The sequence below is a fragment of the Pseudomonas sp. PDM25 genome (genome assembly GCF_019219045.1).
Classification (GTDB): domain Bacteria; phylum Pseudomonadota; class Gammaproteobacteria; order Pseudomonadales; family Pseudomonadaceae; genus Aquipseudomonas.
The window spans coordinates 160,582-185,830 of sequence record NZ_JAHUWL010000002.1 but is presented as its reverse complement, the minus strand read 5'-3'; the positions used below and the strand labels follow the sequence as shown (position 1 = coordinate 185,830).

The following is a 25,249-nucleotide window of genomic DNA, read 5'->3' as shown; positions in this document are numbered from 1 at the left end:
GATCTATGGCGCCGAGACATCTATTGGCCGACGCATGGCGCAAGTTTATACGCCCTAAAGTTGGCAATCGACCAAAAAATCCACCCTGTTTACCCGCATGACCAATCGACATCTTCACCGGCAGTTGTAGGGCGTTTCTGAAACTTCGATTTGCGGTGACCATAAAGGGCTGTGGTTTCGTACCCTCTGCGCCCGAATTCCATGGCAGAAGCGCGCTCGATGCACAACGACAAGGAAAGTCCCTTAACCCTGACACTTCTCGACGGCGATTTGAGTTTGCAGGTGTTGCAATTCAGTGGCCGAGAAGCCCTCAACCAGCCCTATCGATTCGACATCGAAGCGATCGGCCTCGCACCGGCCATGAACCTCGACCGATTGCTGCAGCAGCCGGTGTTCCTCAGCCTGATGGAGGGCCAGGGTATTCATGGCGTACTTCACAGAGCCAGTCGCGAGCATCGCGGCCCACACCGGATCGGCTACAAACTGGTGCTGGTGCCCTACCTTCAATGGCTCGACCGGCAGCGTTCACGCCGCGTCTTTCATCACCTCAGCGTACCGATGATCCTGCGCCAACTGCTGGAGGAACATGATGTGCCCTTAGGGAGCTATCGCTTTGAATTGTCGAACGAACACTATCCCGTCCGGCCTTTTTGCATTCAGTACGAGGAGAGCGATCTGGCATTGCTGCAAAGGCTGTGCGAAGAAGAAGGCATTCACTATCACTTCGAACATCAGCGCGACGGGCATGTGCTGGTCCTGGCCGATGACAGCCTGAGCTTCCCCCAGGACCCCGTCCTTACGCCTTTCCAGGGCAACGCGCCCGACGACAGTGACGTGCCGGTGATCAGTGAGTTGTTCCAGCGCCATGACTCGCCGCCCTTTCCCTCACGACTGGAGGCCAGGAACCGTGGCTCGCAAAAACCTGACGAGGGAGCGGCCAACCACGCTTTCAGCAAACCATTGCCGCTGAGGGTCCGGCCCGCGGCCGAGTACATCCATCGCGATCAGTTGAGCCGACGACAACTGGAACGTCTGCGTTGCCAGCACCTGCAGATCCACGGTCAAAGCAACCAGAGCGCACTGCGCAGCGCACGGATAGTGCAAGTGTCAGAACATCCACTGGCGAATTTCAACGATCAGTGGCTACTCACCGAAACCCGACATCAGGGCCAACAACCTTCGATTCTTGCCACCGACAAACCCGTCACTGTCCGCCATTACCGCAATCAGTTCACCGCCATTCCCTGGTCAACGGTATTCAGGCCGGCGCTCAAACAGACCAGGCCGAGCATCCCGGGCTATCAGCCCGCCCGGGTGCTGGGCCCTGCCGGGCAGCCAGCGGCGCTGGATGATCGAGGTCGAATACAGGTCGGGCTGTGGCCAACAGCGCAAGCGGATCCGCTTGAATCTGCCGGACTCTGGCTACCGGTGGCCCTTGCAGCGCCGGACGCTCGTATTAACCCGTGCAACCTGCCAACGGGCGGCAGCGACGTCCTGATCAGTTTTCTCGACAGTGATCCGGACCGGCCGGTGCTGTGCGTCGGCATGGGCCATCACCCACGCACCCGGCCTGTTCCCGAGCCACGCCGCGATAGCCACTTGCTGCTCGATTGGCTGGTCAATCGCTCGGACCTCATGCCCTGACACTCAGCCCTTGTCGGCCTTGCCGGCCGCCGCCGCGAACTTCGCCAGACGCACATCCAGATGCCGTGGCCGGCGCCCGTGATCCTCGGCGCGTTCCTTGCGGCGAATGGCGTTGCGCACCATCAGGGAGCCGAGGTAACGAATCGGTTCTGGCGGAAACAAGCCCAACGGTCCGTTGACCAGAGGCGAACGGGTCCAGGCGTTGTCCAGTCCCTGAACCATCGAGGCGAGAATCTGCCCGCCCATATGACACGGGCCAACCCCGCTGCCGGAGTATCCGAAACCATAAAACACGTTGCCGCTGGCACTCATCTGACCGAAAAACGGTAAACCGGTGACCGAGCGATCAGACGGACCGTTCCAGGTCGCCTCGACCTTGACCTGGGCAAACGCCGGGAAGAACTCGCTCAGGCTGTGCTGCAACAAACCGGCATAGGGCGATGGCTGATCGAACACCGGCAACATTCGCCCGCCGTAAGCAAAGGTGTTGCCGCCCTTGCCGAGCATGATTCGGCCGTCCGGAGTGTTGTGGTAGTAGTGCACGAAAATCCGCGAATCGAGCACGGTGACGCCGCTGGTCAAGCCGATCTCATTGAGCAGATCAGGTCGCGGTTCGGTGATCAGCATGTCGCTGGAAACAATCGCCACACTGCGCTCGAACTGTGGAAACGCCCGGGCCATCCAGGCGTTCATCGCCAGCACCACGCGATCCGCGCGAACGGTGCCGTTGAGGGTTTGTATCCCCGCAGGCTTGCCCTCCTGCAACCCAGTCATGGCGGTGTGCTCGTGAATCCTCACCCCGAGTTGTAAGGCCACCCGGCGCAAGCCGCGCACCAGTTTGCCCGGTTGCACGCTGGCCGCCGCCGGGGAAAACCAGCCTTCCAGATGTTTGCTGGAACCGGCCATGCGTTGCACATCGGCCACCGGCCGTTGGGTGAAAGAGTTGATGCCATTGCGCTCCAACGCCGCGATCACGGCATCGGTCGAGCCGCATTGGGCACGGTTGGTGGCGGTGTAGAGCGTACCGTCGAAGCGGTAATCGGCGTCCACCGCGTACTGCTCGCAAAAGGCGCCGATGGCATGGATGCTGCGCTCCGACTCCTTGACCAGTCGCACCGCTTCTTCGACGCCGAACAGCCGTTCAAGGGTGAAGTACTTGGCCGACCACGACAGCGCACAACCACCGTTGCGCCCACTGGCGCCGGCGCCGCAGATATCGGCCTCGATCAGCAGCACATCCAGCTCGGGGTTCTGTTCCTTGAGCATGATCGCTGTCCACAGCCCGGTGTAGCCGCCGCCGACGATGCAGACTTCGGCCCGGGTGTCGCCTTCCAGTGCCGGACAGGTGTCGGATACATCGGCCTTCAGGGCCTGGTCCAGCCAAAAGGGTCTCATTGGAAATCTCCAGTCAGATGTCCACCCGCTAGCCTGCCGCAGGCGCAGCAAGCCGCGAGGGAAAGGGGTTCAGCTACGCAGAGGTTTTACAGTCATCCGTTGGTTAGGCACGAAAGCGCTTTCGGCACGCAGGCCAGCCGGGCGGCTGTTCCAGTGCGGGATCAGCACCAGGGCCGAGAACAGCGCGCAGCCGGCGAAGACGATGAACACAGTGACCGAGTCGAAGTAGCCCGGCAGCAATCCGCCAAGAATCGCCCCGACCGAACCACAACCGTTGACGAAACCGGCCGCTGTGGCGCCCGCCTTGGCGGTGCCGAAATCGATCGCGGCCGCGCCGCTGATCATCGAGTCCGGTCCATAAAGGGTTAGGCCCATGACGAACAGCAGCGCCACCACCAGCATCACGCTGCCGGTATGCAGGGCGCCCATGAACAACGCCAGGGTCACCGTCAGCGCCAACAGGCTGAGCACACACGCCGGCATGCGTCGGGCGCCAAACAGTTTGTCCGAAGCCAGCCCCAGCAGGATCGGCCCAAGCAACCCGGCCAGTTCAAATGCGGTCGGAATGATTGCCGCGCCGACCTTGCCCACCGAGGGCATCTGCTCGAAGACGATCACCGGCCCCCAGAGCAGAATCGCGTAGCGCGCCGGTTTCAGCAGAAAGTACGCGAGGCCCAGAACCAGCACGGTGCGGTTGCGCAAAATTTCCTTTAACGGTTCCAGAATGCTGATCTTGCTTTGCGCGTCGGCCTCTTGCGCCGTCAGCTGCGGCTCCGGTTCCACCGCCGGCAAGCCAACGTCTTCGGGTTTGTTGCGCTGAAAAATAAAAAACAGCACGGCGACCAGCCCAACCACCGCCGCACTGGAAAAGAACGCCGCATGCCAGGTGCCGATCAGCGTATACGCCCACCAGCCAGCAAACGGCGAAGCCACCAACCCACCAAAGGCGTAGCAGGAACTCCACAACCCCAGCACCCGCCCGCGCTGCTCGGCGGGAAAGAAGCTACCGAGGTTCTTGCACAGCCCGGACCAGCCGGTGGACTGGGCAAACCCTTGAATCAACATGCAGGTAGCGAAGATTGGCAACGTCGCAAAACTGCCCATCACCAAGGCTGCTGCCGCTGAAATCAACAACCCGCCAAACACTACGACCCTTGGGCCAAAGCGGTCGGCCAGGATGCCCCAGGTGAATTGCCCGATGGCATAAGCCGTGAGGTAGATGGCGTCGAGGTTGGCCATGGCCATTTTGTCGAGCATGAAGGTGGGGTCTTCGGCGATCCCCAGTTTTGCCACGGAAAAAGCTTTGCGGGTGAAGTAGAACGCGGCGTAAGCGAGCCAGGTGATCGCGAAGATCTGCACGCGCCAACGCTTGATGGTGCCGATGTGCTTGTTCATGGTGGTTCTGACCTCAGGGTGTGAGTGTGCCGGCAGAAATTGAGAAATAACGCCTGTTTTTTTATTGTTGAGCACTTCGATATCGCGGCTTCCCTTTGGCGATATCGGTCAGATGAGTCCTGCTGTTGCACGCACAGGCTCATGGCCGCCGACGCTGTTCGACTGACCAGTCACCGGGGCTGAGGTGGATAAAAACAATTACTGATTAATAAGTGAAATCGATTTATCGTATTTCCAATATAAGCTCAGCTTGTTACTGGAGGTTTCGATGTCGGTTTCCCACGCCCAGCTCAAAGCCTTCCACGCCGTGGCCGTCCATGGAAGCTTCACCAAAGCCGCCGAGCGGCTATTCCTCACGCAACCGGCGATTTCCGACCAAGTGCGCAAGCTCGAAGAGCGCTTCGGTGTGCTGTTGTTCCACCGCAACAAACGTTCGGTCCGGCTGACGGATTTGGGCGAGCGGTTGCTGAGCATTACTCAACGATTGTTCGTTATCGAGGCCGAGGCGCAGGAGCTCTTGCATGACTCCAGGGCCTTGCAAACCGGCAGCCTGATTCTCGCGGTGGATGCGCCAGTGCATGTGTTGCCGCAGATTGCTCGCTTTTGTGAGCGCTACCCCGGCATCAGCGTGAAGATCGAAACTGGCAACACCGACGAATCGCTGTTCCGGTTGTTCAACTACCAGGCCGATCTGGCGCTGCTGGGCCGGGAGGTGAGTGACGAGCGTCTGATCTCGTTGCCGCTGCGCAACGACCCGATGGTGGCGTTCGTTTCGCGCCATCATCCGTGGGCCGACCGCGAGTCGATTTGCCTCGCGGATCTGGATGACACGCCGTTGGTGCTGCGGGAAATCGGCTCGGTGACTCGGCAAACGCTGGAAGAAGAAATGGCTCAGGCAGGCTTACGTATCCGCCCGGCGATTCAGGTTGAAGGCCGGGAAGCGGCGCGTGAGGCGGTGGTGGTGGGGATTGGTGTCGGTGTGGTGTCGGCCGCCGAGTTCGGTGCAGATTCCAGGGTTTGCGCGCTGCCGATTACCGACTGCAAACGGCGATTGACCGAGACACTGGTGTGCTTGCGCGAGCAGAGTTCGCGGCGGGTGGTGGCGACGTTTCTGGAGATGGTACGCGAAAGCCTTGTGTAGGCAGGCCCGGCCCCTTCGCGAGCAAGCCCGCTCCCACATTTGACCGAGTTCTTCCTGGAGAAATGCGATCAAATGTGGGAGCGGGCTTGCTCGCGAAGGCCGCGCCTCGGTTTATCGGGCGGGTGCCAAATCGAAAAACGCCTGTATCAAGCGCAAATCCCGCCGCCGCTCCATGCAGCCAATCATGTGTCGGTTAACCAACCCTTCACCCAGAATTGGCACCGCCGCCACCCGCGGGTCATGACTGACCTCCACCGACGACACCACGCCAACCCCTAACTCTGCGGCGACGGCTTCGGTCACCGCCTCGCGACTGTCCAGCTCCAGTAACACCCGTGGACTAACCGACGCCGCTGCGCACGCCTCGTCGAAAGTGCGCCGGGTGATCGAACTGGGCTCGCGCAACACCATGATCACCTGATCCAGCGCCTTGAGCGGCACCCCCTTGGACATCTGCGCCCAGGGATGGCCGTCGGGCACCAGCGCACAAATCCGTGATTCGCTCAAGTCTTGCAAATGCAGCCCCTTGCGCGGTTCGACCTCGGTCAGCACCGCCACGTCGGCATGCTCCGACAACAACGCCGCCAGGGTTTCCTGTGCATTGCCCAGCCGCAGGTTCACGGTAATGCCGGGATACCGCGCGCGCAAACTGGCGAGCATCGGCATGACCATGTGCGGCCCGTCCGCCGCCACCTCCAGACGCCCGGTCAGCAACTGCCGGTTCGCTTCCAGCATCACTTGCGCTTCTTCGGCCAGACCGAACATTGCCCGGGTGATCGCGGCCAGTTTGGTGCCCTCCTCCGTCAGCTCCACCCGTCGTGCGGTGCGCCGCAACAGGGTGATCTGGTAATGCTCCTCCAGCGCCTTGATGTGCCCGGTGACCGCCGGTTGGCTGATGAACAGTCGCGCGGCGGCCCGGGTGAAGCTGCCCTCGCGGGCCACCGCATCGAATGCGCGGAGCTGGAACAGGTTCATGAATAACCCTCACTGATGGCTGGCATAACAACAAACAATTTGATTGATAGCACAGCAAATTGCAATTTAAGCCCCGTAGCTTCATCCCATCGATTGCGAGGACACGAGAATGAGTACTGCCGAACCCATCCTGCTCACCCCCGGCCCACTGACCACTTCGGCCCGCACCCGTCAGGCGATGATGGTCGACTGGGGTTCATGGGATGACCGTTTCAATCAACTGACCGCCAGTCTGTGCGAACAACTGCTGGCGATCATCAACGGCGGCGACAGCCACCACTGCGTGCCGCTGCAAGGCAGCGGCACCTTCGCGGTCGAAGCGGCGATCGGCACGCTTGTGCCTCGCGATGGCAAAGTCCTGGTGCTGATCAATGGCGCCTACGGCAAACGCCTGGCGAAAATCTGCGAAGTGCTCGGCCGCTCCTTCAGCACCTTCGAAACCGCCGAAGACGAGCCGACCACCGCCGCCGACGTCGACCGCCTGCTGCGTGCCGACGCCAGCATCACCCACGTCGCGCTGATCCACTGCGAAACCAGCACCGGCATCCTCAACCCGCTGCCGGAAATCGCCCACGTCATCGCGCAACACGGCAAACGCCTGATCATCGACGCCATGAGCTCCTTTGGCGCCTTGCCGATCGATGCGCAACAGGTGCCGTTCGACGCGCTGATCGCCGCCTCGGGCAAATGCCTGGAAGGCGTGCCGGGAATGGGCTTTGTCTTCGCTCGCAAAGAAGCGCTGGCCAATGCCGCCGGCAACTCGCACTCGCTGGCGATGGACCTTTTCGATCAGCACACCTACATGGCCAAGACCGGCCAATGGCGCTTCACCCCGCCGACCCACGTGGTCGCGGCGTTGCACGAAGCCCTGCTGCAGTACAACGAAGAAGGTGGTTTGCCCGCCCGGCATCAGCGCTATGCCAACAACTGCCAGGTGCTGCTCGATGACATGGCCAAACTGGGGCTGCGCAGCTTCCTGCCCGCCGCGATTCAGGCGCCGATCATCGTCACTTTCCATGCGCCGAAAGATCCGCGTTACCAGTTCAAGGAATTCTACGAACGCGTCAAGGCCAAGGGTTTCATCCTTTATCCCGGCAAATTGACCCAGGTCGAAACCTTCCGCGTCGGCTGCATCGGCCACGTCAACCAGGACGAGATGCACGCGGCGGTGGCGGCAATCGCCGAAGTACTGCGCGAGATGGAAGTCCTCGAAATCTGATTCACACCGCAATCCCCTGTGGGAGCGGGCTTGCTCGCGAAAGCGGCCTGACATTCACCCTTGATGTCGACTGACAGGGCCCTATCGCGAGCAGGCTCACTCCCACAAAAAACAGCGCCTCTATTAGCCAGTTGCCACAGGATTTGATCACCATGAACTATACAAACCCAACCAAACTGCAAGCCGCCATCCTCGACTGGGCTGGCACCGTGGTCGATTTCGGCTCCTTCGCCCCAACGCAGATTTTTGTCGAAGCTTTCGCTGAATTCGACGTCCAGGTGTCCATCGAAGAAGCCCGCGGCCCGATGGGCATGGGTAAGTGGGACCACATCCGCACCCTGTGCGATCAGCCGCAAGTGGCCGAACGTTATCGCGCCGTGTTCGGCCGCACGCCGACCGACGATGACGTCACCGCCATCTACAAACGCTTCATGCCCCTGCAAATCGAGAAAATCGCCGAGCACTCGGCGCTGATTCCGGGCGCGCTGGACACCATCGCCAACCTGCGCCAGCAAGGAATCAAGATCGGTTCCTGCTCCGGCTACCCGAAACAGGTCATGGACAAGGTGGTCGAACTGGCCGCCACCAACGGCTACGTCGCCGATCACGTGGTCGCCACCGACGAAGTGCCCAACGGTCGCCCATGGCCGGCCCAGGCGCTGGCCAACGTGATTGCACTCGGGATCGATGATGTCGCGGCCTGCGTGAAGGTCGACGACACCGTGCCAGGCATTCTTGAAGGTCGTCGCGCCGGCATGTGGACCGTGGCGCTGATTTGTTCCGGTAATGCGCTGGGCCTGGACTATGAAGGTTACCGCGCCCTCGGCAGCGACCAACTGGACAGCGAACGCAAGCGCATCCACGGGATGTTCGAAGGCTCACGCCCGCACTACATGATCGACACCATCACCGATTTGCCGGAGGTGATCGCCGATATCAACAAGCGTCTGGCCAAGGGCGAGATGCCACAAACCAGCTGATTGCGCCTGTCGCAGCATAAAAAAGCGCCAGTTTCTTAACGGAACTGGCGCTTTTTTGTGGCCAACCACTTGATCCAGAGCATTGCACGCCCAAATAGCCACAGGCAAATCCACCAAAGCGGATTACAGTTAAAGCACACCGTCGAACAAGAGCGGTGGCTCGACTTGACCTGTGAGGAACACCGTATGCCCTGGAAGAATTCCGACTCACGCTACAGCACCGTATCGATCGCGATGCATTGGTTGATGCTGGTCCTGCTGGCGCTGGTTTATGCCTGTATCGAATTTCGCGGGATCTTTCCAAAAGGCAGTGGCGGCCGGACGCTGATCACCGAATCGCACTTCATGCTGGGTTTGTTGGTGTTTGTCCTGGTTTGGCTGCGGCTATTCGCTCGAAGCCTGGGCCCGGCACCGAAAATCTTCCCGGCCTCGCCTCACTGGCAGGTCGTGCTGGCCAAACTGATGCACTGGGCGCTGTATATTTTCATGATCACCATGCCGATTCTGGGCTGGCTGGTCACCAGCGCCAAGGGTCACCAAGTGATGTTCTTCGGCTTCGACTTGCCATTGCTGGTCGCGGAGGACAAGGCGTTGGCCAAGCAGATACAGGGTTGGCATGAACTCGGCGGCACCATTGGTTACTGGCTGATCGGCCTGCACGCCGTAGCGGGGATTTATCACCACTATGTCGTGGGTGATAACACCTTGCTGCGGATGATGCCCAAGCGCGGGTGAGTCCCGCCGCTCACTGGAAACCCCGGCGGCCCTGCAAACCGCCGGTATGGACGAAGATCAGGCGCGTGCCGCTTTCGAATCTTCCCGCTTCTACTTGCTGCTTGAGCGCCAACAGGGCTTTGCCGGTGTACAGCGGTTCGAGGGGAATGCCGCTGGCCTGTTCGGTCTGATCGATGAATTCGAGTAACAGCGGATCGATTTTGGCAAAACCACCACGGCTGGCGCTGAACCATTCATAAGCGCGATCCGGTAAACCCGCTTCTTGCACAATTGATTCGACTTGCTGCGCAACCCCATGATCGTCGGGCACCGCCAGCGCGCCATACACCGGGTGCTCACCCGCCTCGGCCAGCACCAGACCAGCCAGGGTGGTGCCCGTTCCGCAGGCCAGCCACCAACCGTCGTAGTCGCTCCAGCCCAGACCGTTCAGTTGCTCGCTGACCATTGCCCTCAGCTGCATACAGCCCTTTGCTCCCTGCAAACCGCCGCCACCTTCCGGTACAGGATGCAGGTCGGGATACTGCGCCTGCCATGGCAACCAGAAACCCGGCTCGTTCCGCGCGCGATAACCGCCATAACCCAGCCAATGCAACTGCATGCCGAACGCCTGCAAGTCTTTCACCGTCGGCGTTTCTTGCGGATGACCGCGCAGCAGGCCAACGGTGGTGAAACCAAAACGTTTACCCGCCGCGGCCAATGCATGCAGATGATTGGAGTGGGCACCGCCCAGACTGATGATGCCTTCGGCACCGACCCGGTCAGCGGCTTTCAGGTGCTCGATGAGTTTGAACCACTTGTTGCCGCTGATCAGCGGGTCGATCTGGTCGAGACGCAGGATCGCGACTTCGATGCCAGCGTTGGTCAGCCAGCCGAGATGAAGGGATACGAGGGGGGCCTGGGGTAGCCAATCGGTTGGAGGGGAAAGCATTGGCGCCTGATTGTGCTCGGATAGATCCAGCAGTCTAGCCGCTCAATGGACGCCTTCGCGAGCAAGCCCGCTCCCACAGGGGTTTTGTATCGGTCACAAAATTTGTGAACAACACAGAACCTGTGGGAGCGGGCTTGCTCGCGAAGGCCGTTGGCACGCTAAACCTGGGGGTTACAACTCAGCCGCCAGACGCGAACCCTGGTTGATCGCACGCTTGGCATCCAGCTCCGCCGCCACATCCGCGCCGCCAATCAAATGCACGTTCTGCCCGGCCGCCACCAGCCCCTCGTGCAATTCACGCAGCGAATCCTGCCCGGCGCAGATCACGATGTTGTCCACCGGCAGCAACTGCGGCTCGCCGGTTTCGCCGATGCGGATGTGCAAACCCTCGTCGTCTATCTTCAGGTACTCGACGCTGTTGAGCATCTGTACCTGCTTGTTTTTCAGACCGGTGCGGTGAATCCAGCCGGTGGTTTTACCCAGACCATCGCCGACCTTGGATTTCTTGCGTTGCAGCAGGAACACTTCACGCGCCGGTGCGTGAGGTTCAGCCTTGATGCCGGCGACACCGCCGCGCGCTTGCAGATGCGTATCGATGCCCCACTCCTTCCAGAACGCCTCGCGATCCTGGCTGGTGGCCACGCCTTGTTGAACCAGGAACTCCGAGACATCGAACCCGATACCGCCGGCACCGATCACCGCGACGCGCTTGCCCACCGGTTTGCGTTCAAGGATCACGTCCAGGTAGCTCAACACCTTGGCGTTCTCGACACCCGGAATCGCCGGGGTTCTTGGCGCGATGCCGGTGGCGAGAATGATCTCGTCGTAACCGCCCTCGACCAGTTTCGCCACGTCGACGCGGGTGTTCAGGCACACCTCAACGTGGGTGGTCTGCAGTTTGCGGTTGAAGTAGCGCAGGGTTTCGAAGAACTCTTCCTTGCCCGGCACACGCTTGGCGATATTGAACTGGCCGCCAATTTCACTGGCCGAATCAAACAGGGTCACCTGATGACCACGCTCAGCCGCCACGGTCGCGGCGGACAAACCCGCAGGGCCGGCACCGACCACCGCGATTTTCTTGATCTGCTGCACCGGCAGGTAATTGAGTTCGGTTTCATGGCAGGCGCGCGGGTTCACCAGGCAACTGGTCAACTTGCCGCCGAAGGTGTGATCGAGGCAAGCCTGGTTGCAGCCGATGCAGGTGTTGATTTCATCGCCACGGCCGGCCGCGGCCTTGTTGACGAAGTCCGGGTCGGCGAGGAACGGCCGCGCCATGGAGACCATGTCGGCATCGCCTTCGGCCAGAATCTGCTCGGCCACTTCCGGGGTATTGATCCGGTTGGTGGTGATCAGCGGAATGCTCACCGAGCCACGCAGCTTGGCCGTGACTTTGCTGAACGCGCCGCGCGGCACTTTGGTGGCGATGGTCGGGATCCTCGCTTCGTGCCAGCCGATGCCAGTGTTGATGATGGTCGCGCCGGCCTGCTCGATGGCCTTTGCCAGCGTGACGATTTCTTCCCAGCTGCTACCGCCTTCCACCAGATCGAGCATCGACAGGCGGAAGATAATGATGAAGTTCGGGCCTACCGCATCGCGCACCCTACGGACGATTTCCACCGGCAGGCGCATGCGATTTTCATAGCTGCCACCCCAGCGGTCAGTACGGTGGTTGGTGTGGGCGGCGAGGAACTGGTTAATGAAATAACCTTCGGAGCCCATGATCTCGACGCCGTCGTACTCGGCCTGTTGCGCCAGGGTCGAACAGGTGACGAAATCGCTGATCTGCTTCTCGATGCCTTCCTCGTCCAGTTTTTTTGGCTTGAACGGGTTGATCGGCGCCTGAATGGCGCTCGGGGCGACCTGTTTCGGGCTGTAGGCATAACGCCCGGCGTGAAGGATCTGCATGCAGATCTTGCCCCCGGCCTCGTGCACCGCGCGGGTGACGATCCGGTGCTTGAGCGCTTCTTCCTCGGTGGTCAGTTTGGCTGCGCCGGAGTACACCCCGCCCTCGTCGTTCGGGCCAATACCGCCAGTGACCATCAGGCCAACGCCGCCGCGGGCACGTTCGGCGAAGTACGCCGCCATGCGCTCGAAACCGCCGGGCTTTTCCTCAAGACCAGTGTGCATCGAACCCATCAGGGTACGATTGCGCAGCGTGGTAAAACCCAGGTCCAGCGGGGCCAACAGGTGCGGATAATGAGCGGCGGCCATCGGTAACTCCACATCGAGCGATCACGGAAAAAGTGCAGGAGCTCTACGGCCCCCATCAGTCATGTTGGACAGACTAAGAGTCACACCGCCATCACTCAATGACCGTAACTGACAACTTATTGATCCAAATGTGCAGCGCCCCTTGGCAAGTGCCGGTATGCGCCCTACCCTAGTCGCGAATCCTGCACACGGCCGTTGACCGTTTCCCATGCGCAAACTTCTGTACCTGACCTTCTCCATGGCATTGATTGCTGCCCTTACGACCTACGCCATGTGGGCCGCGGACCGTCCGGTGGGTCATTACCTGTCGGACCTGCGCATCAACCTCGCGGTCGACCAAGGCACACCCGCTGATCGCGGCAATTTGCTGGGCATCCAGCCCGAGCTGTTTCCCACCGACTATCAAAGCCCCGAGCGCCTGCACCGCAAGCTGGCGGCTTATTTGCAGAAGGCCCGGGACCAGGGCCTGCTGAATGAAAAAACCATCGTCGTCCTGCCCGAACATGTCGGCACCTGGTTGATGGTCAGCGGCGAGAAAGATGAGCTGTACCAGGCCACCACGCTCAAGGAGGCCATGAACTGGCTGGCGGTCAGCAACCCACTGAAGTTCGTCCGCGCACTGATCAGCGCCGAGGGCGAAAAACGTCTGGACGACGCGCACCTGCGCATGAAGGCCAAAGGCATGGCCAAGGACTACCAGGCGCTGTTTGGTGGTCTGGCGAAAGAATTCCATGTGACGTTGGTGGCGGGCTCCATCGTGCTGCCCGAGCCCAGCATCATCGACGGCACCCTGAAAATCGGCCGCGGCGCGTTGTACAACAGCAGCGTGGTGTTCGGTCGCGATGGCCTGCCAATCGGCCAGCCCCAGCGCCAGATGCACCCGATTTTCGACGAACATGAAGTCATCGCCGCCAACGGCGAGCATACGCTCAACGTCGTCGATACCCCGGCCGGACGCCTGGGCGTGCTGATCGGCAGCGACAGCTGGTACCCGGACAATTACCGCAAGCTCGACGACCAGGGTGCGCAGTTCGTCGCGGTCCCGGCGTTTGTGGTCGGGCGCGGCACCTGGGACAAACCGTGGCGCGGTTACAAGGGGCTGTCGACGCCCGGCTCGGTCAGTCTCAAGGCCGGGGAGCTCAGCGAGGGTCAGGCCTGGCATCGTCTGACACTCACCGCTAAACCGCCCAGCAGCCAGGCAATCGCCGGCATGAGCGTGTTCCTGCGTGGTCAGTTCTGGGATAAGGGCAGCGCCGGTCAAAGTTTTCTCAGCAGCAACGGGCAGCAGTTCGCCGACGGCAATGCCAGTGGCGCGCGCTTGCTGAACCTCTGGTTGTAACCGATGAAACCATTGCCGATGCGCCTCGGTGATCTGTCGGTGGGCTTTGTTCATAGCCTGGCCGACGCCGTGCGCAGCCACGGTGTAGATCCTCAGCCGCTGCTCGAACAATACGGCCTCGACGCGGCTCGCCTCAGCGAAGCGGGCGCCCGGCTCTCGATCCCGCGCTACATGCGCCTGGGCCACAGCGCCATTCAACTGACTGACAACCCGGCACTTGGCTTGCGCATGGGTCAGCTCAGTCGCCTGAGCCAGGTCGGCCTGGCCGGGGTCACGGCCGCTCAAGCGCCAACGGTGCGAGAAGCCGCGCGCTGCCTGATTCGCTTCGAAGCCTTGTATGGCTCCAACTATCGCGGTCAATCGAGTTTTCACGAAGACGCCCAAGGCGCCTGGCTGCGGTTTTATTCCATCAGCCCTTACAACGCCTACAACCGCTTCGTGGTGGATTCGATCATTGCTGGCTGGTTACAGCAGTTGTCCAGCATCAGCCCTGCCCCGTTGCGGGCCGAACGTATCGAGATCGAGTTCGAAGAGCCGGATTACCGCATGGCTTATGGCGTGCTGGGCGACTGCCCGATCCAGTTCGGCAGTGAGCACAATCAACTGCGCTTGAGCCTCGCCAGCCTCGCCCAGCGCAACCCGGAACACTGCCCGAGCACCTGGCGACACTTGCTGCAACTGTGTGAGCGGGAACTGGAGCAACTGACACGCACCCGTAGCCTGCGTGAACGTATCACTCAGTTACTGGGGCCATTGCTCAATGGTGGCCGGGAACCCGACCTGGAAGAAGTGGCGGCACGCCTGAAGCTGCCAACCTGGACCTTGCGTCGCAAACTCGCCGAGGAAGGCACGCAATTTCGCGCGATCCTCAATGACACGCGTCGCGACCTGGCCATGACCTACATCCGCGATACCGAACTGGCGTTCGGAGAAATCGCCTACCTACTGGGTTTTGCCTCAGCCGAAGCCTTTCAACGGGCCTTCAAACGCTGGAGCGGCCAGACTCCCGGCGAGTTTCGCCGCAGTCATCGCCAATCCGCTTGACGCTTACAGCTCGGTAGCGTCTTCGGCCGGTTCCAGCGGGTCCAGTTCAAACGCCTGATACTCGAGCAGCTCTTCTTGATATTCGTCCATTTTGAATCCCCCACAGCTCGTTGAAAAAAACGCCTGAATAAATGACCAGCGCCCCGAGCATAAAGTGCCCACGTGAAAGAAAAATGACGCAGGCACGCCGCTCAGCAGCTACTTAATAAAACGTAGCAGGCGGTCAGGAATTTATCACAGGATTTTTTCGATACGGGCCGTAGGACAACGGCCTGGGTTGACGTGGGTCAATTTAAAAGCGCCGCTGCGGGATCGGTGTCGTCCGACCTGATCCCGCAGCGTCAGAGCACGATTACTCGCCTGATACAGGAATGGCCGAAATAGGCTCGGTGGGTGGAGGCAGGCTTGATTGGGGCGGCGGAGTGACCGTTTCCGTGGTCGATGCCGGCTCGGCGTTCCCGGCCGGAGCAATCGGAGCGGCTTCAGGCGGTGGAGCTATAGGCTCAGAGGCTGCTGGAGCACCTTCGGCAGGCGCCGGTGCAGGTTGTGCCGCAGACGGCGCCAACGGAGCCGGTGCGGCCTTGGCTTCAGGCACGCCGAGATCGGGTTTCGGCTTATCCTTGATGTGCGCGGCCTTTTTCGCTTCCGGCGGCAGGAACAACTCGACCAGGGTGAAGAAACGCTCGTAGAACTTGGGCGACGATACGGTTTCGCTGGCAACCTTGACCATCGAGTCGTCGGACGAACCGATCGGCATCGACACAGAACCCAGCACACCCACACCAACGCTGGCGGAGTTGTTGGTCTTCTTCAGCGCATAACGATCCTGCAGGGCGTTGGCGAACATGGTCGCGTGATGCCCCTCACTGCCGTCATCGGCACAGACCACACTGAAGCTGATCTCCATGTGGGTCTCGCCGGTCTGCTGGAAGCTTTTGTGTCCGCTGACCAGTTTCGGGTCGGCGCTGGTGATGATGTAGCCCTGGCTGAGCAACGCCCGACGGGCGGCTTCGCACGTCTGCGCATCAGTCACCGGGTAACTGCGCGAAAACGTTCCAGAGTCATCGAAGTTCTCATGCTCGTAGATAGGGGCTTTCTTCGACGAGCAACCGGCCGCGGCGGCCAGCACCAACGCCAGCCCTGCAACACGCATGGGAATTGATTTAAACATTGAACATCCTGAGGAAAACGGTCCGGGGCGTATTGTGCAACAGATCGATGCTTAGCGGAGTATCGATTAGTGTCTTAAAACAGTTACAAGTCTACTGACTGTCATTTACAGGAAAAAGTCGCACGGTAAATACTCAGGCGACGGGTAACCCGCGCGGCTTTCGTTTCACCCATAAAAAACCCCAGCCTTTCGGCCGGGGTCTTTGTGCAGCGCAAAACTCAGTCAGGCATCAGAAGCGTTTGATCTCAGCCTGGCTTTCCAGCAGTTTGCGGTAGGCCGCAAAGTCTTGCTGGCCAATGCGCGAAGCGAGGAAGCGACGGTATTGAGCCTTCTCTTCTTCGGTCGGCGCAGCCGCTTCGTTCACGCCGTTCAGACGCACAATCACCAGGCTACCATCGGCCAGGGTCACGTTGCTGAAAGTCGGCTTGTCCTTGGCGGCGGGCTTCGGCATGCGGAACAGCGCCTGCAGCACGGTTGGGTCAACCCCTTCCTGGCCACGAGTAGCTGCCTGGGTCACTTTCCAGCTCTGACCGTCGATCGGTTTGTCCAGCGCAGTCTTGCCATCGCGCAGGCTGGCGATCAGCTCTTCAGCCTTGGTCTTGGCGGCAGCACTGGCGTGCTCCTTGGTCAATTGCGCGCGAATACTTGCAGCGACGCTTTCCAGCGGCAGTTGCGCAGGCTTCAGGTGCTCCTTGGCGCGCAGCACGATCACGGTTTCCGGATCGAGCTCGATGGCGGTGCTGTTGGCACCCTCATCCAGCACTTCAGGGCTGAACGCAGCAGTGACCACGGCACGGTTGGCCGCAATACCTTCACCACCTTCGCGGCCGAACGGTTTGGACGTATGAACAGTGAGCTTCAGGTCCTGCGCCGGCTGAGCCAGATCGGAGGCTTCGAACGACGAGTCTTCCAGTTGCTTGGTCGCCTCGACGAAACGCTGCTCGACCTGCTGGGTTTTCAGTTCACGGGTCAGCTTGTCTTTCAGGCTGGCGAACGTCGGCACTTCAGGTGCTTCGACACCCAACAGCTTGATCAGGTGGAAACCGAAGTCAGTGCGGACCGGTGCCGAGACCTGATCCTTGGCCAACGCATACAGCGCTGTTTCGAAGGCTGGATCGTAGACGCCAGGACCGGCATAGCCGAGGTCACCGCCGTTGTTCGCCGAACCAGGATCCTGGGAGAACTCCTTGGCCAGGGCTTCGAACTTCTCGCCTTTTGCCAGACGTGCCTGGATCTCTTCGATCTTGGCCTTGGCTTGCGCCTCGGTCACCTTGTCGTTCACTTCGATCAGAATGTGCGCGGCCCGGCGTTGTTCCGACAGGTTCGCGGTTTCTTTCTGATACGCCGCTTGCAGGTCTTCATCCTTGACGCTGACCTGATCAAAGAAGGAAGCCTTCTTCAACTCCAGGTAATCGATGACCACCTGATCCGGGGTCATAAACTCCTTGGCGTGTTCGTCGTAGTAGGCTTTGACTTCATCGTCCGTCAGCTTCACAGCCGCCGGGTCAACCTTGACGTTCAGGGAGGCGAAATCGCGGGTCTGTTTTTCCAGACGGGCGAATGCCAGAACCTGTGCGTCGGTGACAAAACCACTACCTGCCAGACCCGCGCGCAGCTGACCGATCAGCATTTCCTGAGCCAGCATCTGGCGGAATTGCATGCGGCTGTAGCCGAGTTGGCGAATAACCTGGTCGAAACGCTCAGGGCTGAACTTGCCATCAACCTGGAATTCAGGCGTTTGCAGGATCACCTGGTCCAAAGCAGCTTCGGAGAAAGCGAATTTCGAGTTTTCTGCGCCTTGCAGCAGCAGCTTGCGATCGATCAGGCCTTTGAGGGCCGATTCGCGCAGCATTTTTTCGTCGAGCAAGGAAGCATCGAAATCCTTGCCCAGCTGTTGCATGAGCTGACGGCGTTGCATATCGACCGCCTGGCTCAGCTCGTTCTGGCTGATTTCTTCGCCATTAACCTTAGCCGCATCATTTTGGTGCGTCGTGGCCTTGAAGATGGCGTCGAAACCGGTCAAAGCCATCAGTGCAACGATGACCCCGATAATGGTCTTGGCAATCCAGCCTTGTGAATTGTCCCTGATATTCTGCAGCATGCGTCCCCCAGAAACGGTTGAACTTCAAAATTAGGCAACCGTGGAGCGTGGGTAGAATCCGGATAGAAGAAAGGCGCATCCGAGGATGCGCCTTCTCGTAACTGGCGGAGCGGACCGATGACTCGAACTTGCGAGCCTCGGCGTCTCGGATCGACGACTTGCCGACTGGACTACCGCTCCGCTGCCAGGTCAGGCATGACCCCGACCCGGATAGGCAAAAACCTGAATCGAACTTAGTTGACAGCTTCTTTCAGTGCTTTACCGGCTTTGAAACCTGGTTTTTTGGCTGCTGCGATTTCCAGCGTCTTACCGGTCTGTGGGTTACGACCAATGCGAGCTGGACGATCAGTGACGGAGAAGGTACCGAAACCAACCAGAACAACAGAGTCGCCAGCCTTGAGAGCGCCAGTGACGGATTCGATTACAGCGTCCAGCGCACGGCCAGCAGCAGCTTTCGGGATATCAGCGGATGCAGCGATAGCATCAATCAGTTCCGACTTGTTCACTCTAAGTCCCCTTATATCTATTTGAGTATGATTCTAAGTTTTTTGGTGAAAGCAAAAACGAGTGCTGAATGGCCTACAGACACTTAAGAGCCGCTTTATAACAAGGGCTCTAAAAAGCTGTCAACAAGCCACCCAGGCAAATGCGTACTAATGCGTGCTAATTCTTTCCTTAGAGTCAGACTCGCGTTTTTCATCCTTGGCGACTATCTCTGGAGCGACATCTGGCAAGGGCTCCGGCGCGTATTGCAGCGCAATTTGCAGGACCTCGTCAATCCATTTAACCGGTTTAATCTGCAGATCTTGCTTGATATTGTCAGGAATTTCCTTCAGATCGCGTACGTTCTCTTCAGGAATGATCACCGTCTTGATTCCGCCACGGTGAGCAGCGAGCAGTTTTTCTTTCAAACCGCCAATCGCCAGCACCTGACCACGCAGCGTAATTTCGCCAGTCATGGCGACGTCCGCGCGCACAGGGATCCCGGTCAATGCCGACACCAGAGCCGTGCACATGCCCACACCGGCGCTAGGGCCGTCCTTCGGGGTCGCCCCTTCCGGCATATGGATGTGCGTGTCGCGCTTCTCGTGGAAGTCCAGGGGAATCCCCAGGCTCTTCGCACGACTGCGAACAACGGTCAGGGCCGCAGTGATCGATTCGACCATGACGTCACCCAGGGAACCGGTCTTGATCAACTGGCCTTTACCCGGTACGACGGCGGCTTCGATGGTCAGCAATTCACCGCCCACTTGAGTCCACGCCAGCCCGGTAACCTGACCGATCTGATCCTGCGATTCAGCCAGTCCGTAGCGGAATTTGCGTACACCCAGGAAGTGTTCCAGCATCTCGGCAGTGACCTTCACCGAGAAGCGTTTTTCCATTGCATGCTCTTTGACCGCCTTGCGGCAAACCTTGGCAATCTGGCGCTCCAGCCCACGTACACCGGCTTCGCGGGTGTAGTAGCGGATGATGTCGCGGATCGCTTCGGCGTCGAATTCCAGCTCGCCTTTTTTCAAACCGTTGGCAGTAATCTGCTTTGGCGAAAGGTATTTGACGGCGATGTTGATTTTTTCGTCTTCGGTGTAACCCGGCAGACGAATCACTTCCATCCGGTCCAGCAAGGCGGGTGGAATATTCATGGAGTTCGAGGTGCAAAGGAACATCACATCGGACAGGTCGTAGTCGACTTCCAGATAGTGATCGTTGAAGTTGTGGTTCTGCTCAGGGTCGAGCACTTCCAGCAACGCCGACGCCGGATCGCCGCGCATGTCGCTGCCCATTTTGTCGATTTCATCGAGCAGGAACAGCGGGTTGCGGACGCCCACTTTTGTCATCTTTTGAATCAATCTTCCTGGCATCGAACCGATATAAGTACGGCGATGACCACGAATTTCCGCTTCATCACGCACGCCACCGAGGGCCATGCGCACGAATTTGCGGTTGGTGGCGTGAGCAATCGACTCCGCCAGAGAGGTTTTACCCACCCCAGGAGGACCGACCAGGCACAACACCGGACCACGAATTTTCTTCACGCGTTTTTGCACGGCGAGGTATTCGAGGATCCGCTCTTTGACTTCTTCCAGACCATAGTGGTCTGCATCGAGAATGTCTTCTGCGCGCGCCAGGTCCAGGCGCACTTTGCTCTGCGCCTTCCACGGCACCTGAACCAGCCAGTCAATATACGAACGCACCACGGTCGCTTCGGCAGACATTGGCGACATTTGCTTTAACTTGTTCAATTCACCCTGGGCTTTGGCCAAGGCGTCTTTCGGCAGACCGGCGGCATCGATGCGCTTTTTCAGCTCTTCAATTTCGTTGTGGCCTTCGTCGCTGTCGCCGAGCTCTTTCTGAATGGCCTTCATCTGCTCATTCAGGTAGTACTCGCGCTGGCTGCGCTCCATTTGTTTTTTGACGCGACCACGAATGCGTTTTTCGACTTGCAGCAGGTCGATCTCGGCATCCAGCAACGCCAGAACGTGCTCGACCCGGGCCGACAAATCGATGATTTCGAGGATTTCCTGCTTCTGCTCGATCTTCAGGGCCATGTGTGCGGCCATGGTGTCGACCAGGCGACCTGGTTCGTCGATGCTGTTGAGCGACGACAGGACTTCAGCCGGGACTTTCTTGCCCAACTGCACATATTGTTCGAACTGAGCCAGCAGGCTGCGTACGAACACTTCCGACTCGCGCTCTGGCGCGTCGACTTCGTCGATCAATGAGACTTCGGCACGGCAGTGGCCGTCCACTTCGCTGAAACGCTCAACGGCGCCCCGCTGCTCACCTTCGACCAAAACCTTGACCGTGCCGTCAGGCAGCTTGAGCAGCTGTAGAACGGTCGCAATGGTACCTACGCGATAAAGTGCTTCTTCACCGGGATCGTCGTCAGCAGGGTTTCTCTGAGCCAGCAGAAGGATCTGCTTGTCGCCCGTCATCGCTGCCTCGAGGGCTTCGATGGATTTCTCGCGCCCCACGAACAGCGGGATAACCATGTGCGGATAAACCACAACATCACGCAATGGCAGGAGAGGCAATTCGATGGTTGTCTTCATGATTTCGCCTCTACGGCGGCCATAAGGCCGTAAACAGATGGAAGTGAGCTTGAAACCAAGATGGGGGCTACCTTCAAAAAAAACAAGCTTAAAGAAGGTGTTAAAACGCGCAAAAAGCAAAGGGGCCCGAAGGCCCCTTCTTTATTCCAGCAGCGTGACGCCTAGGCGTCTGGCGCTGCCTTGGCAGCCGGCTCACTGTTTTCGTAGATATACAGTGGCTTGGACTTGCCTTCTATAACGCTTTCGTCGATCACTACTTTACTCACCTCGGACTGCGAGGGAATTTCATACATAGTGTCGAGCAGTACACCTTCGAGAATCGAACGCAATCCACGGGCACCGGTTTTGCGTTCCAGGGCACGTTTAGCGACCGATTTCAGAGCGTCGGCCCGGAATTCCAGGTCCACACCTTCCATCTCGAACAGCTTGGCATACTGTTTGGTCAGGGCATTTTTCGGCTCGGTGAGAATCTGCATCAGCGCAGCCTCATCAAGCTCGTCCAGCGTGGCAAGTACCGGCAGACGACCGACGAACTCCGGGATCAGACCGAACTTGACCAGATCGTCAGGCTCGACTTCACGCAGGGACTCACCGACTTTCTTGCCTTCTTCCTTGCTGCGCACTTCCGCGTTGAAACCGATACCGCCCTTGGTGGAACGGTTTTGAATAACCTTTTCCAGACCGGAGAACGCACCACCGCAGATGAACAGGATGTTACGGGTGTCGACCTGAAGGAATTCCTGCTGCGGATGCTTGCGACCACCTTGAGGCGGAACGGAAGCGACCGTGCCTTCGATCAACTTGAGCAGGGCCTGCTGCACGCCTTCACCGGAAACGTCCCGGGTGATCGACGGGTTGTCAGATTTGCGCGAGATCTTGTCGATCTCATCGATGTAGACAATGCCCATCTGGGCCTTTTCTACGTCGTAATCGCACTTCTGCAGCAGCTTCTGAATGATGTTTTCGACATCCTCACCCACGTAACCTGCCTCGGTGAGGGTGGTTGCGTCGGCGATGGTGAACGGAACGTTCAGCAAGCGGGCCAGTGTTTCGGCAAGCAGGGTTTTACCCGAGCCTGTCGGGCCGATCAGCAAGATGTTGCTCTTGCCGAGTTCGACATCGTCATTCTTTTTGTCACGCTGGTTCAGGCGCTTGTAGTGGTTGTACACCGCTACGGCCAGTACCTTTTTCGCACGCTCCTGACCAATCACGTACTGATCAAGGATGCCGCTGATTTCTTTAGGCGAAGGCAATTTATGCGCGCTGCTTTCGGCCTGGGCTTCCTGCACCTCCTCACGGATGATGTCATTGCACAGGTCGACGCACTCGTCGCAGATAAAGACCGAGGGGCCGGCAATCAATTTGCGCACTTCATGCTGGCTTTTGCCACAGAAGGAGCAATAGAGCAGCTTGCCGTTGTCCTCGCCGTTGCGGGTGTCAGTCATTCGTTCGATCCAAATCCGATAGGCTTGCAACACAAGATGAAGGCTATTGCGGGCTTTTTCAAGCCCGCTGGTGTCGGACGCGCCGACCAAGCCTATTTTGAGCTGCTTATTTTAAGCGGGGCGCTGGCTGATCACTTCATCGATCAACCCGTACTCACGCGCAGCTTCTGCACTCATGAAATTATCGCGGTTGGTATCGCGCTCGATTTCTTCAAGAGTGTGCCCGCTATGCTTGGCCATCAGCGTGTTGAGACGCTCACGAATGAAGAGGATTTCCTTGGCATGGATTTCGATGTCCGAAGCCTGGCCCTGGAAACCGCCCAGTGGCTGGTGAATCATCACACGCGAGTTCGGCAAGCAGTAACGCTTGCCAGCAGCACCGGCCGTCAACAGGAACGCACCCATGCTGCACGCTTGACCGATACAGGTAGTCGACACGTTTGGCTTGATGAACTGCATGGTGTCATAAATCGACATGCCCGCCGTCACCGAACCGCCCGGGGAGTTGATATAGAGATGGATGTCCTTGTCCGGGTTTTCCGCTTCAAGGAACAGCAGTTGCGCACAGATCAGGTTGGCCATGTAGTCCTCTACCGGACCAACCAGAAAGATCACTCGTTCCTTGAGAAGGCGCGAGTAGATGTCATAGGCGCGCTCGCCACGAGCAGATTGCTCGACAACCATCGGGACCAGGCCGCCTGCGGCCTGGATATCAGAGTTCTGCTGAATATACGAATTACGGAACATGCTCTGCAGTCACTCCCAAATAGTTATGTCTTGAATACGCATAAGCCAGCACGAAGGCTGGCTTATGGTGTGTACTTCTTACCGCAAAAACGATCAGTCGGCTTGTGGAGCTTCTACCGGCTTGACTGCTTCTTCGTAAGAGACCGATTTGTCGGTCACGCTAGCTTTCTGCAGAACAGTATCCACAACTTGTTCTTCCAGCACAACCGAACGAACTTCGTTCAGTTGCTGGTCGTTCTTGTAGTACCAAGACACAACCTGCTCAGGCTCCTGGTAAGCCGAAGCCATTTCCTGAATCATTTCACGAACGCGGGCTTCGTCAGGCTTGAGGTCGAATTGCTTGACCACTTCAGCCACGATCAGACCCAGCACAACACGGCGCTTGGCTTGCTCTTCGAACAGCTCGGCCGGCAGTTGCTCAGGCTTGATGTTGCCACCGAACTGCTGAACAGCCTGCACGCGCAGACGGTCAACTTCGTTGGACAGCAGAGCCTTAGGCACTTCGATCGGGTTGGTGGCCAGCAGACCGTCCATTACCTGATTCTTGACCTTGGATTTGATCGCCTGACGCAGTTCACGCTCCATGTTCTTGCGAACTTCGGCGCGGAAGCCTTCCAGACCCGTTTCCTTGATGCCGAATTGAGCGAAGAATTCTTCGGTAAGTTCTGGCAGTTTTGGCTCGGAAACAGTGTTCACGGTTACGGTGAACTCAGCGGCTTTGCCTGCCAGGTCGAGGTTCTGATAGTCCTCTGGGAAGGTCAGGTTCAGAACGCGCTCTTCGCCAGCTTTAGCGCCAACCAGACCGTCTTCAAAACCAGGGATCATGCGGCCGGAACCAAGAACCAGCTGAGTACCTTTGGCGGAACCGCCAGCGAACACTTCACCGTCGACCTTGCCAACGAAATCGATGTTCAGCTGGTCTTCGTTTTGAGCAGCGCGATCGGCTACTTCAAAACGGGTGTTCTGCTTGCGCAGCACTTCCAGCATTTTGTCCAGATCAGCATCAGCCACGTCAGCGCTCAGGCGCTCAACCGCGATACCTTCGAAACCGGCAACGGTGAACTCAGGGAACACTTCGAAAATCGCGACGTATTCCAGGTCTTTGCCGGCTTCCAGCGATTTCGGCTCGATCGAAGGAGCGCCAGCCGGGTTCAGCTTCTGCTCAACGACAGCTTCGTAGAAAGAGGACTGGATCACGTCGCCGACCGCTTCCTGACGTGCATCAGCACCAAAACGGCGCTTGATTTCACTCATTGGCACTTTGCCTGGACGGAAGCCAGCAATCTTGGCCTTTTGGGCAGTCTGCTGCAGACGCTTGTTGACCTGAGTCTCGATGCGCTCAGCCGGCACGGTGATGCTCATGCGGCGCTCAAGAGCAGAAGTATTTTCAACAGAAACTTGCATGGATATTCCTCGTTGCACAGACGTTAGCCGGCCGTTTCCGACCCCAGAATCAAGGGCATGCATTCTAGTGGGTCAAACTCAAGAAGTCACCCTACTGAAAACGGGTAAAAAAGCAGCAGGCAATTTATAGGCGGGGACAAACGGTTGTGCCTCGCCCTGTTAGCAAATACAGCCAATCATGCCAGGGCTCTGCACCAATCCTTCTATATATAGAAGGCATCGGCAATCCATCCCTGACAGTCGACCCCACAAGGGGACCAACGGGCGAATCAGCATCATCGAGAAACATAAATCCGACGATCCGAGCCACCCTCTCGACCCAGAA

Annotated in this window: 19 protein-coding genes; 7 read left to right on the top strand and 12 right to left on the bottom strand. The window is 58.8% G+C overall.

Annotated features, from left to right (window positions below; genetic code table 11):
* Positions 1 to 219: 219 nt before the first annotated feature.
* Complete coding sequence (locus KW848_RS03310) at positions 220 to 1,644, top strand: type VI secretion system Vgr family protein (protein WP_218535708.1); 1,425 nt, start codon at positions 220 to 222, stop codon at positions 1,642 to 1,644.
* Positions 1,645 to 1,647: 3 nt separating this feature from the next.
* Here KW848_RS03310 and KW848_RS03305 read toward each other — a convergent pair whose 3' ends face one another.
* Both KW848_RS03305 and KW848_RS03300 read right to left on the bottom strand, forming a co-directional pair.
* Entirely contained in the window at positions 1,648 to 3,039 is a 1,392-nt protein-coding gene (locus KW848_RS03305) for an FAD-dependent oxidoreductase (RefSeq protein ID WP_218535706.1), read from the bottom strand.
* A gap of 69 nt (positions 3,040 to 3,108) precedes the next feature.
* A complete protein-coding gene (locus KW848_RS03300) occupies positions 3,109 to 4,434 on the bottom strand; it encodes an MFS transporter (RefSeq protein ID WP_218535704.1) in 1,326 nt (441 codons plus the stop codon).
* Between the two features lie 268 nt (positions 4,435 to 4,702).
* Here KW848_RS03300 and KW848_RS03295 point away from each other — a divergent pair, with 268 nt between their 5' ends.
* Positions 4,703 to 5,575, top strand: a complete 873-nt coding sequence (locus KW848_RS03295; RefSeq protein ID WP_111449071.1) for a LysR family transcriptional regulator — start codon at positions 4,703 to 4,705, stop codon at positions 5,573 to 5,575.
* 111 nt (positions 5,576 to 5,686) lie between these two features.
* Here KW848_RS03295 and KW848_RS03290 read toward each other — a convergent pair whose 3' ends face one another.
* Positions 5,687 to 6,550, bottom strand: a complete 864-nt coding sequence (locus KW848_RS03290) for a LysR substrate-binding domain-containing protein (RefSeq protein WP_218535702.1) — start codon at positions 6,548 to 6,550, stop codon at positions 5,687 to 5,689.
* A gap of 109 nt (positions 6,551 to 6,659) precedes the next feature.
* Between KW848_RS03290 and KW848_RS03285 the strand changes: the two genes are divergently transcribed.
* The 3 genes from KW848_RS03285 (at position 6,660) to KW848_RS03275 (ending at position 9,484) form a co-directional block, all read left to right on the top strand.
* Positions 6,660 to 7,769, top strand: a complete 1,110-nt coding sequence (locus KW848_RS03285) for a 2-aminoethylphosphonate--pyruvate transaminase (RefSeq protein ID WP_095128895.1) — start codon at positions 6,660 to 6,662, stop codon at positions 7,767 to 7,769.
* Positions 7,770 to 7,921: 152 nt separating this feature from the next.
* Positions 7,922 to 8,749 (top strand): phosphonoacetaldehyde hydrolase, encoded by an 828-nt coding sequence (phnX, locus tag KW848_RS03280; RefSeq protein ID WP_218535700.1) that lies wholly within the window; start codon positions 7,922 to 7,924, stop codon positions 8,747 to 8,749.
* Positions 8,750 to 8,935: 186 nt separating this feature from the next.
* Positions 8,936 to 9,484, top strand: a complete 549-nt coding sequence (locus KW848_RS03275; protein WP_218535697.1) for a cytochrome b — start codon at positions 8,936 to 8,938, stop codon at positions 9,482 to 9,484.
* Positions 9,485 to 9,494: 10 nt separating this feature from the next.
* Here KW848_RS03275 and KW848_RS03270 read toward each other — a convergent pair whose 3' ends face one another.
* Together KW848_RS03270 and KW848_RS03265 are read right to left on the bottom strand one after the other, a co-directional pair.
* Positions 9,495 to 10,412, bottom strand: coding sequence for a 1-aminocyclopropane-1-carboxylate deaminase/D-cysteine desulfhydrase (locus KW848_RS03270; RefSeq protein WP_218535694.1), 918 nt, complete (start codon positions 10,410 to 10,412; stop codon positions 9,495 to 9,497).
* A 171-nt stretch (positions 10,413 to 10,583) separates the two neighbouring features.
* Positions 10,584 to 12,623: an FAD-dependent oxidoreductase gene (locus KW848_RS03265; protein WP_218535691.1), complete on the bottom strand. Its 2,040-nt coding sequence runs from the start codon at positions 12,621 to 12,623 to the stop codon at positions 10,584 to 10,586.
* Positions 12,624 to 12,831: 208 nt separating this feature from the next.
* Between KW848_RS03265 and KW848_RS03260 the strand changes: the two genes are divergently transcribed.
* Together KW848_RS03260 and KW848_RS03255 are read left to right on the top strand one after the other, a co-directional pair.
* Positions 12,832 to 13,962: a carbon-nitrogen hydrolase family protein gene (locus tag KW848_RS03260; protein ID WP_218535689.1), complete on the top strand. Its 1,131-nt coding sequence runs from the start codon at positions 12,832 to 12,834 to the stop codon at positions 13,960 to 13,962.
* 3 nt (positions 13,963 to 13,965) lie between these two features.
* Positions 13,966 to 15,006, top strand: coding sequence for an AraC family transcriptional regulator (locus KW848_RS03255; RefSeq protein ID WP_218535687.1), 1,041 nt, complete (start codon positions 13,966 to 13,968; stop codon positions 15,004 to 15,006).
* Positions 15,007 to 15,358: 352 nt separating this feature from the next.
* On the opposite strand, the gene KW848_RS03250 is transcribed toward KW848_RS03255, so the two are convergent.
* The 7 genes from KW848_RS03250 to tig all read right to left on the bottom strand — a co-directional run bounded on the left by KW848_RS03250 (position 15,359) and on the right by tig (position 24,924).
* Positions 15,359 to 16,177 carry a DUF2242 domain-containing protein gene (locus tag KW848_RS03250; protein ID WP_218535683.1) on the bottom strand — a complete coding sequence of 273 codons (819 nt, stop codon included), beginning with the start codon at positions 16,175 to 16,177 and terminating at the stop codon, positions 15,359 to 15,361.
* A gap of 229 nt (positions 16,178 to 16,406) precedes the next feature.
* Positions 16,407 to 18,278: a SurA N-terminal domain-containing protein gene (locus KW848_RS03245; RefSeq protein ID WP_218535681.1), complete on the bottom strand. Its 1,872-nt coding sequence runs from the start codon at positions 18,276 to 18,278 to the stop codon at positions 16,407 to 16,409.
* 233 nt (positions 18,279 to 18,511) lie between these two features.
* A complete protein-coding gene (locus KW848_RS03240; protein ID WP_002552737.1) occupies positions 18,512 to 18,784 on the bottom strand; it encodes an HU family DNA-binding protein in 273 nt (90 codons plus the stop codon).
* A 147-nt stretch (positions 18,785 to 18,931) separates the two neighbouring features.
* On the bottom strand, positions 18,932 to 21,328 hold the full coding sequence (gene lon, locus KW848_RS03235; RefSeq protein ID WP_008148424.1) for an endopeptidase La: 2,397 nt from the start codon (positions 21,326 to 21,328) through the stop codon (positions 18,932 to 18,934).
* Between the two features lie 161 nt (positions 21,329 to 21,489).
* Positions 21,490 to 22,773, bottom strand: a complete 1,284-nt coding sequence (gene clpX, locus KW848_RS03230; RefSeq protein WP_007946893.1) for an ATP-dependent Clp protease ATP-binding subunit ClpX — start codon at positions 22,771 to 22,773, stop codon at positions 21,490 to 21,492.
* A gap of 111 nt (positions 22,774 to 22,884) precedes the next feature.
* On the bottom strand, positions 22,885 to 23,520 hold the full coding sequence (gene clpP / locus KW848_RS03225; RefSeq protein ID WP_033057292.1) for an ATP-dependent Clp endopeptidase proteolytic subunit ClpP: 636 nt from the start codon (positions 23,518 to 23,520) through the stop codon (positions 22,885 to 22,887).
* Between the two features lie 93 nt (positions 23,521 to 23,613).
* Positions 23,614 to 24,924, bottom strand: a complete 1,311-nt coding sequence (tig, locus tag KW848_RS03220; RefSeq protein WP_218535679.1) for a trigger factor — start codon at positions 24,922 to 24,924, stop codon at positions 23,614 to 23,616.
* Positions 24,925 to 25,249: the final 325 nt, after the last annotated feature.

Bases quoted from the DNA above. Each gene is read 5' to 3' on its own strand.
- KW848_RS03270 (WP_218535694.1), bottom strand. From the start codon at position 10,412: ATGCTTTCCCCTCCAACCGATTGGCTACCCCAGGCCCCCCTCGTATCC.
- KW848_RS03275 (WP_218535697.1), top strand. From the start codon at position 8,936: ATGCCCTGGAAGAATTCCGACTCACGCTACAGCACCGTATCGATCGCG.
- phnX (WP_218535700.1), top strand. From the start codon at position 7,922: ATGAACTATACAAACCCAACCAAACTGCAAGCCGCCATCCTCGACTGG.
- KW848_RS03260 (WP_218535689.1), top strand. From the start codon at position 12,832: ATGCGCAAACTTCTGTACCTGACCTTCTCCATGGCATTGATTGCTGCC.
- KW848_RS03250 (WP_218535683.1), bottom strand. From the start codon at position 16,177: ATGTTTAAATCAATTCCCATGCGTGTTGCAGGGCTGGCGTTGGTGCTG.
- clpX (WP_007946893.1), bottom strand. From the start codon at position 22,773: ATGACTGACACCCGCAACGGCGAGGACAACGGCAAGCTGCTCTATTGC.
- clpP (WP_033057292.1), bottom strand. From the start codon at position 23,520: ATGTTCCGTAATTCGTATATTCAGCAGAACTCTGATATCCAGGCCGCA.
- KW848_RS03310 (WP_218535708.1), top strand. From the start codon at position 220: ATGCACAACGACAAGGAAAGTCCCTTAACCCTGACACTTCTCGACGGC.
- KW848_RS03290 (WP_218535702.1), bottom strand. From the start codon at position 6,550: ATGAACCTGTTCCAGCTCCGCGCATTCGATGCGGTGGCCCGCGAGGGC.
- KW848_RS03295 (WP_111449071.1), top strand. From the start codon at position 4,703: ATGTCGGTTTCCCACGCCCAGCTCAAAGCCTTCCACGCCGTGGCCGTC.
- KW848_RS03265 (WP_218535691.1), bottom strand. From the start codon at position 12,623: ATGGCCGCCGCTCATTATCCGCACCTGTTGGCCCCGCTGGACCTGGGT.
- tig (WP_218535679.1), bottom strand. From the start codon at position 24,924: ATGCAAGTTTCTGTTGAAAATACTTCTGCTCTTGAGCGCCGCATGAGC.
- KW848_RS03305 (WP_218535706.1), bottom strand. From the start codon at position 3,039: ATGAGACCCTTTTGGCTGGACCAGGCCCTGAAGGCCGATGTATCCGAC.
- KW848_RS03300 (WP_218535704.1), bottom strand. From the start codon at position 4,434: ATGAACAAGCACATCGGCACCATCAAGCGTTGGCGCGTGCAGATCTTC.
- KW848_RS03255 (WP_218535687.1), top strand. From the start codon at position 13,966: ATGAAACCATTGCCGATGCGCCTCGGTGATCTGTCGGTGGGCTTTGTT.
- lon (WP_008148424.1), bottom strand. From the start codon at position 21,328: ATGAAGACAACCATCGAATTGCCTCTCCTGCCATTGCGTGATGTTGTG.
- KW848_RS03285 (WP_095128895.1), top strand. From the start codon at position 6,660: ATGAGTACTGCCGAACCCATCCTGCTCACCCCCGGCCCACTGACCACT.
- KW848_RS03245 (WP_218535681.1), bottom strand. From the start codon at position 18,278: ATGCTGCAGAATATCAGGGACAATTCACAAGGCTGGATTGCCAAGACC.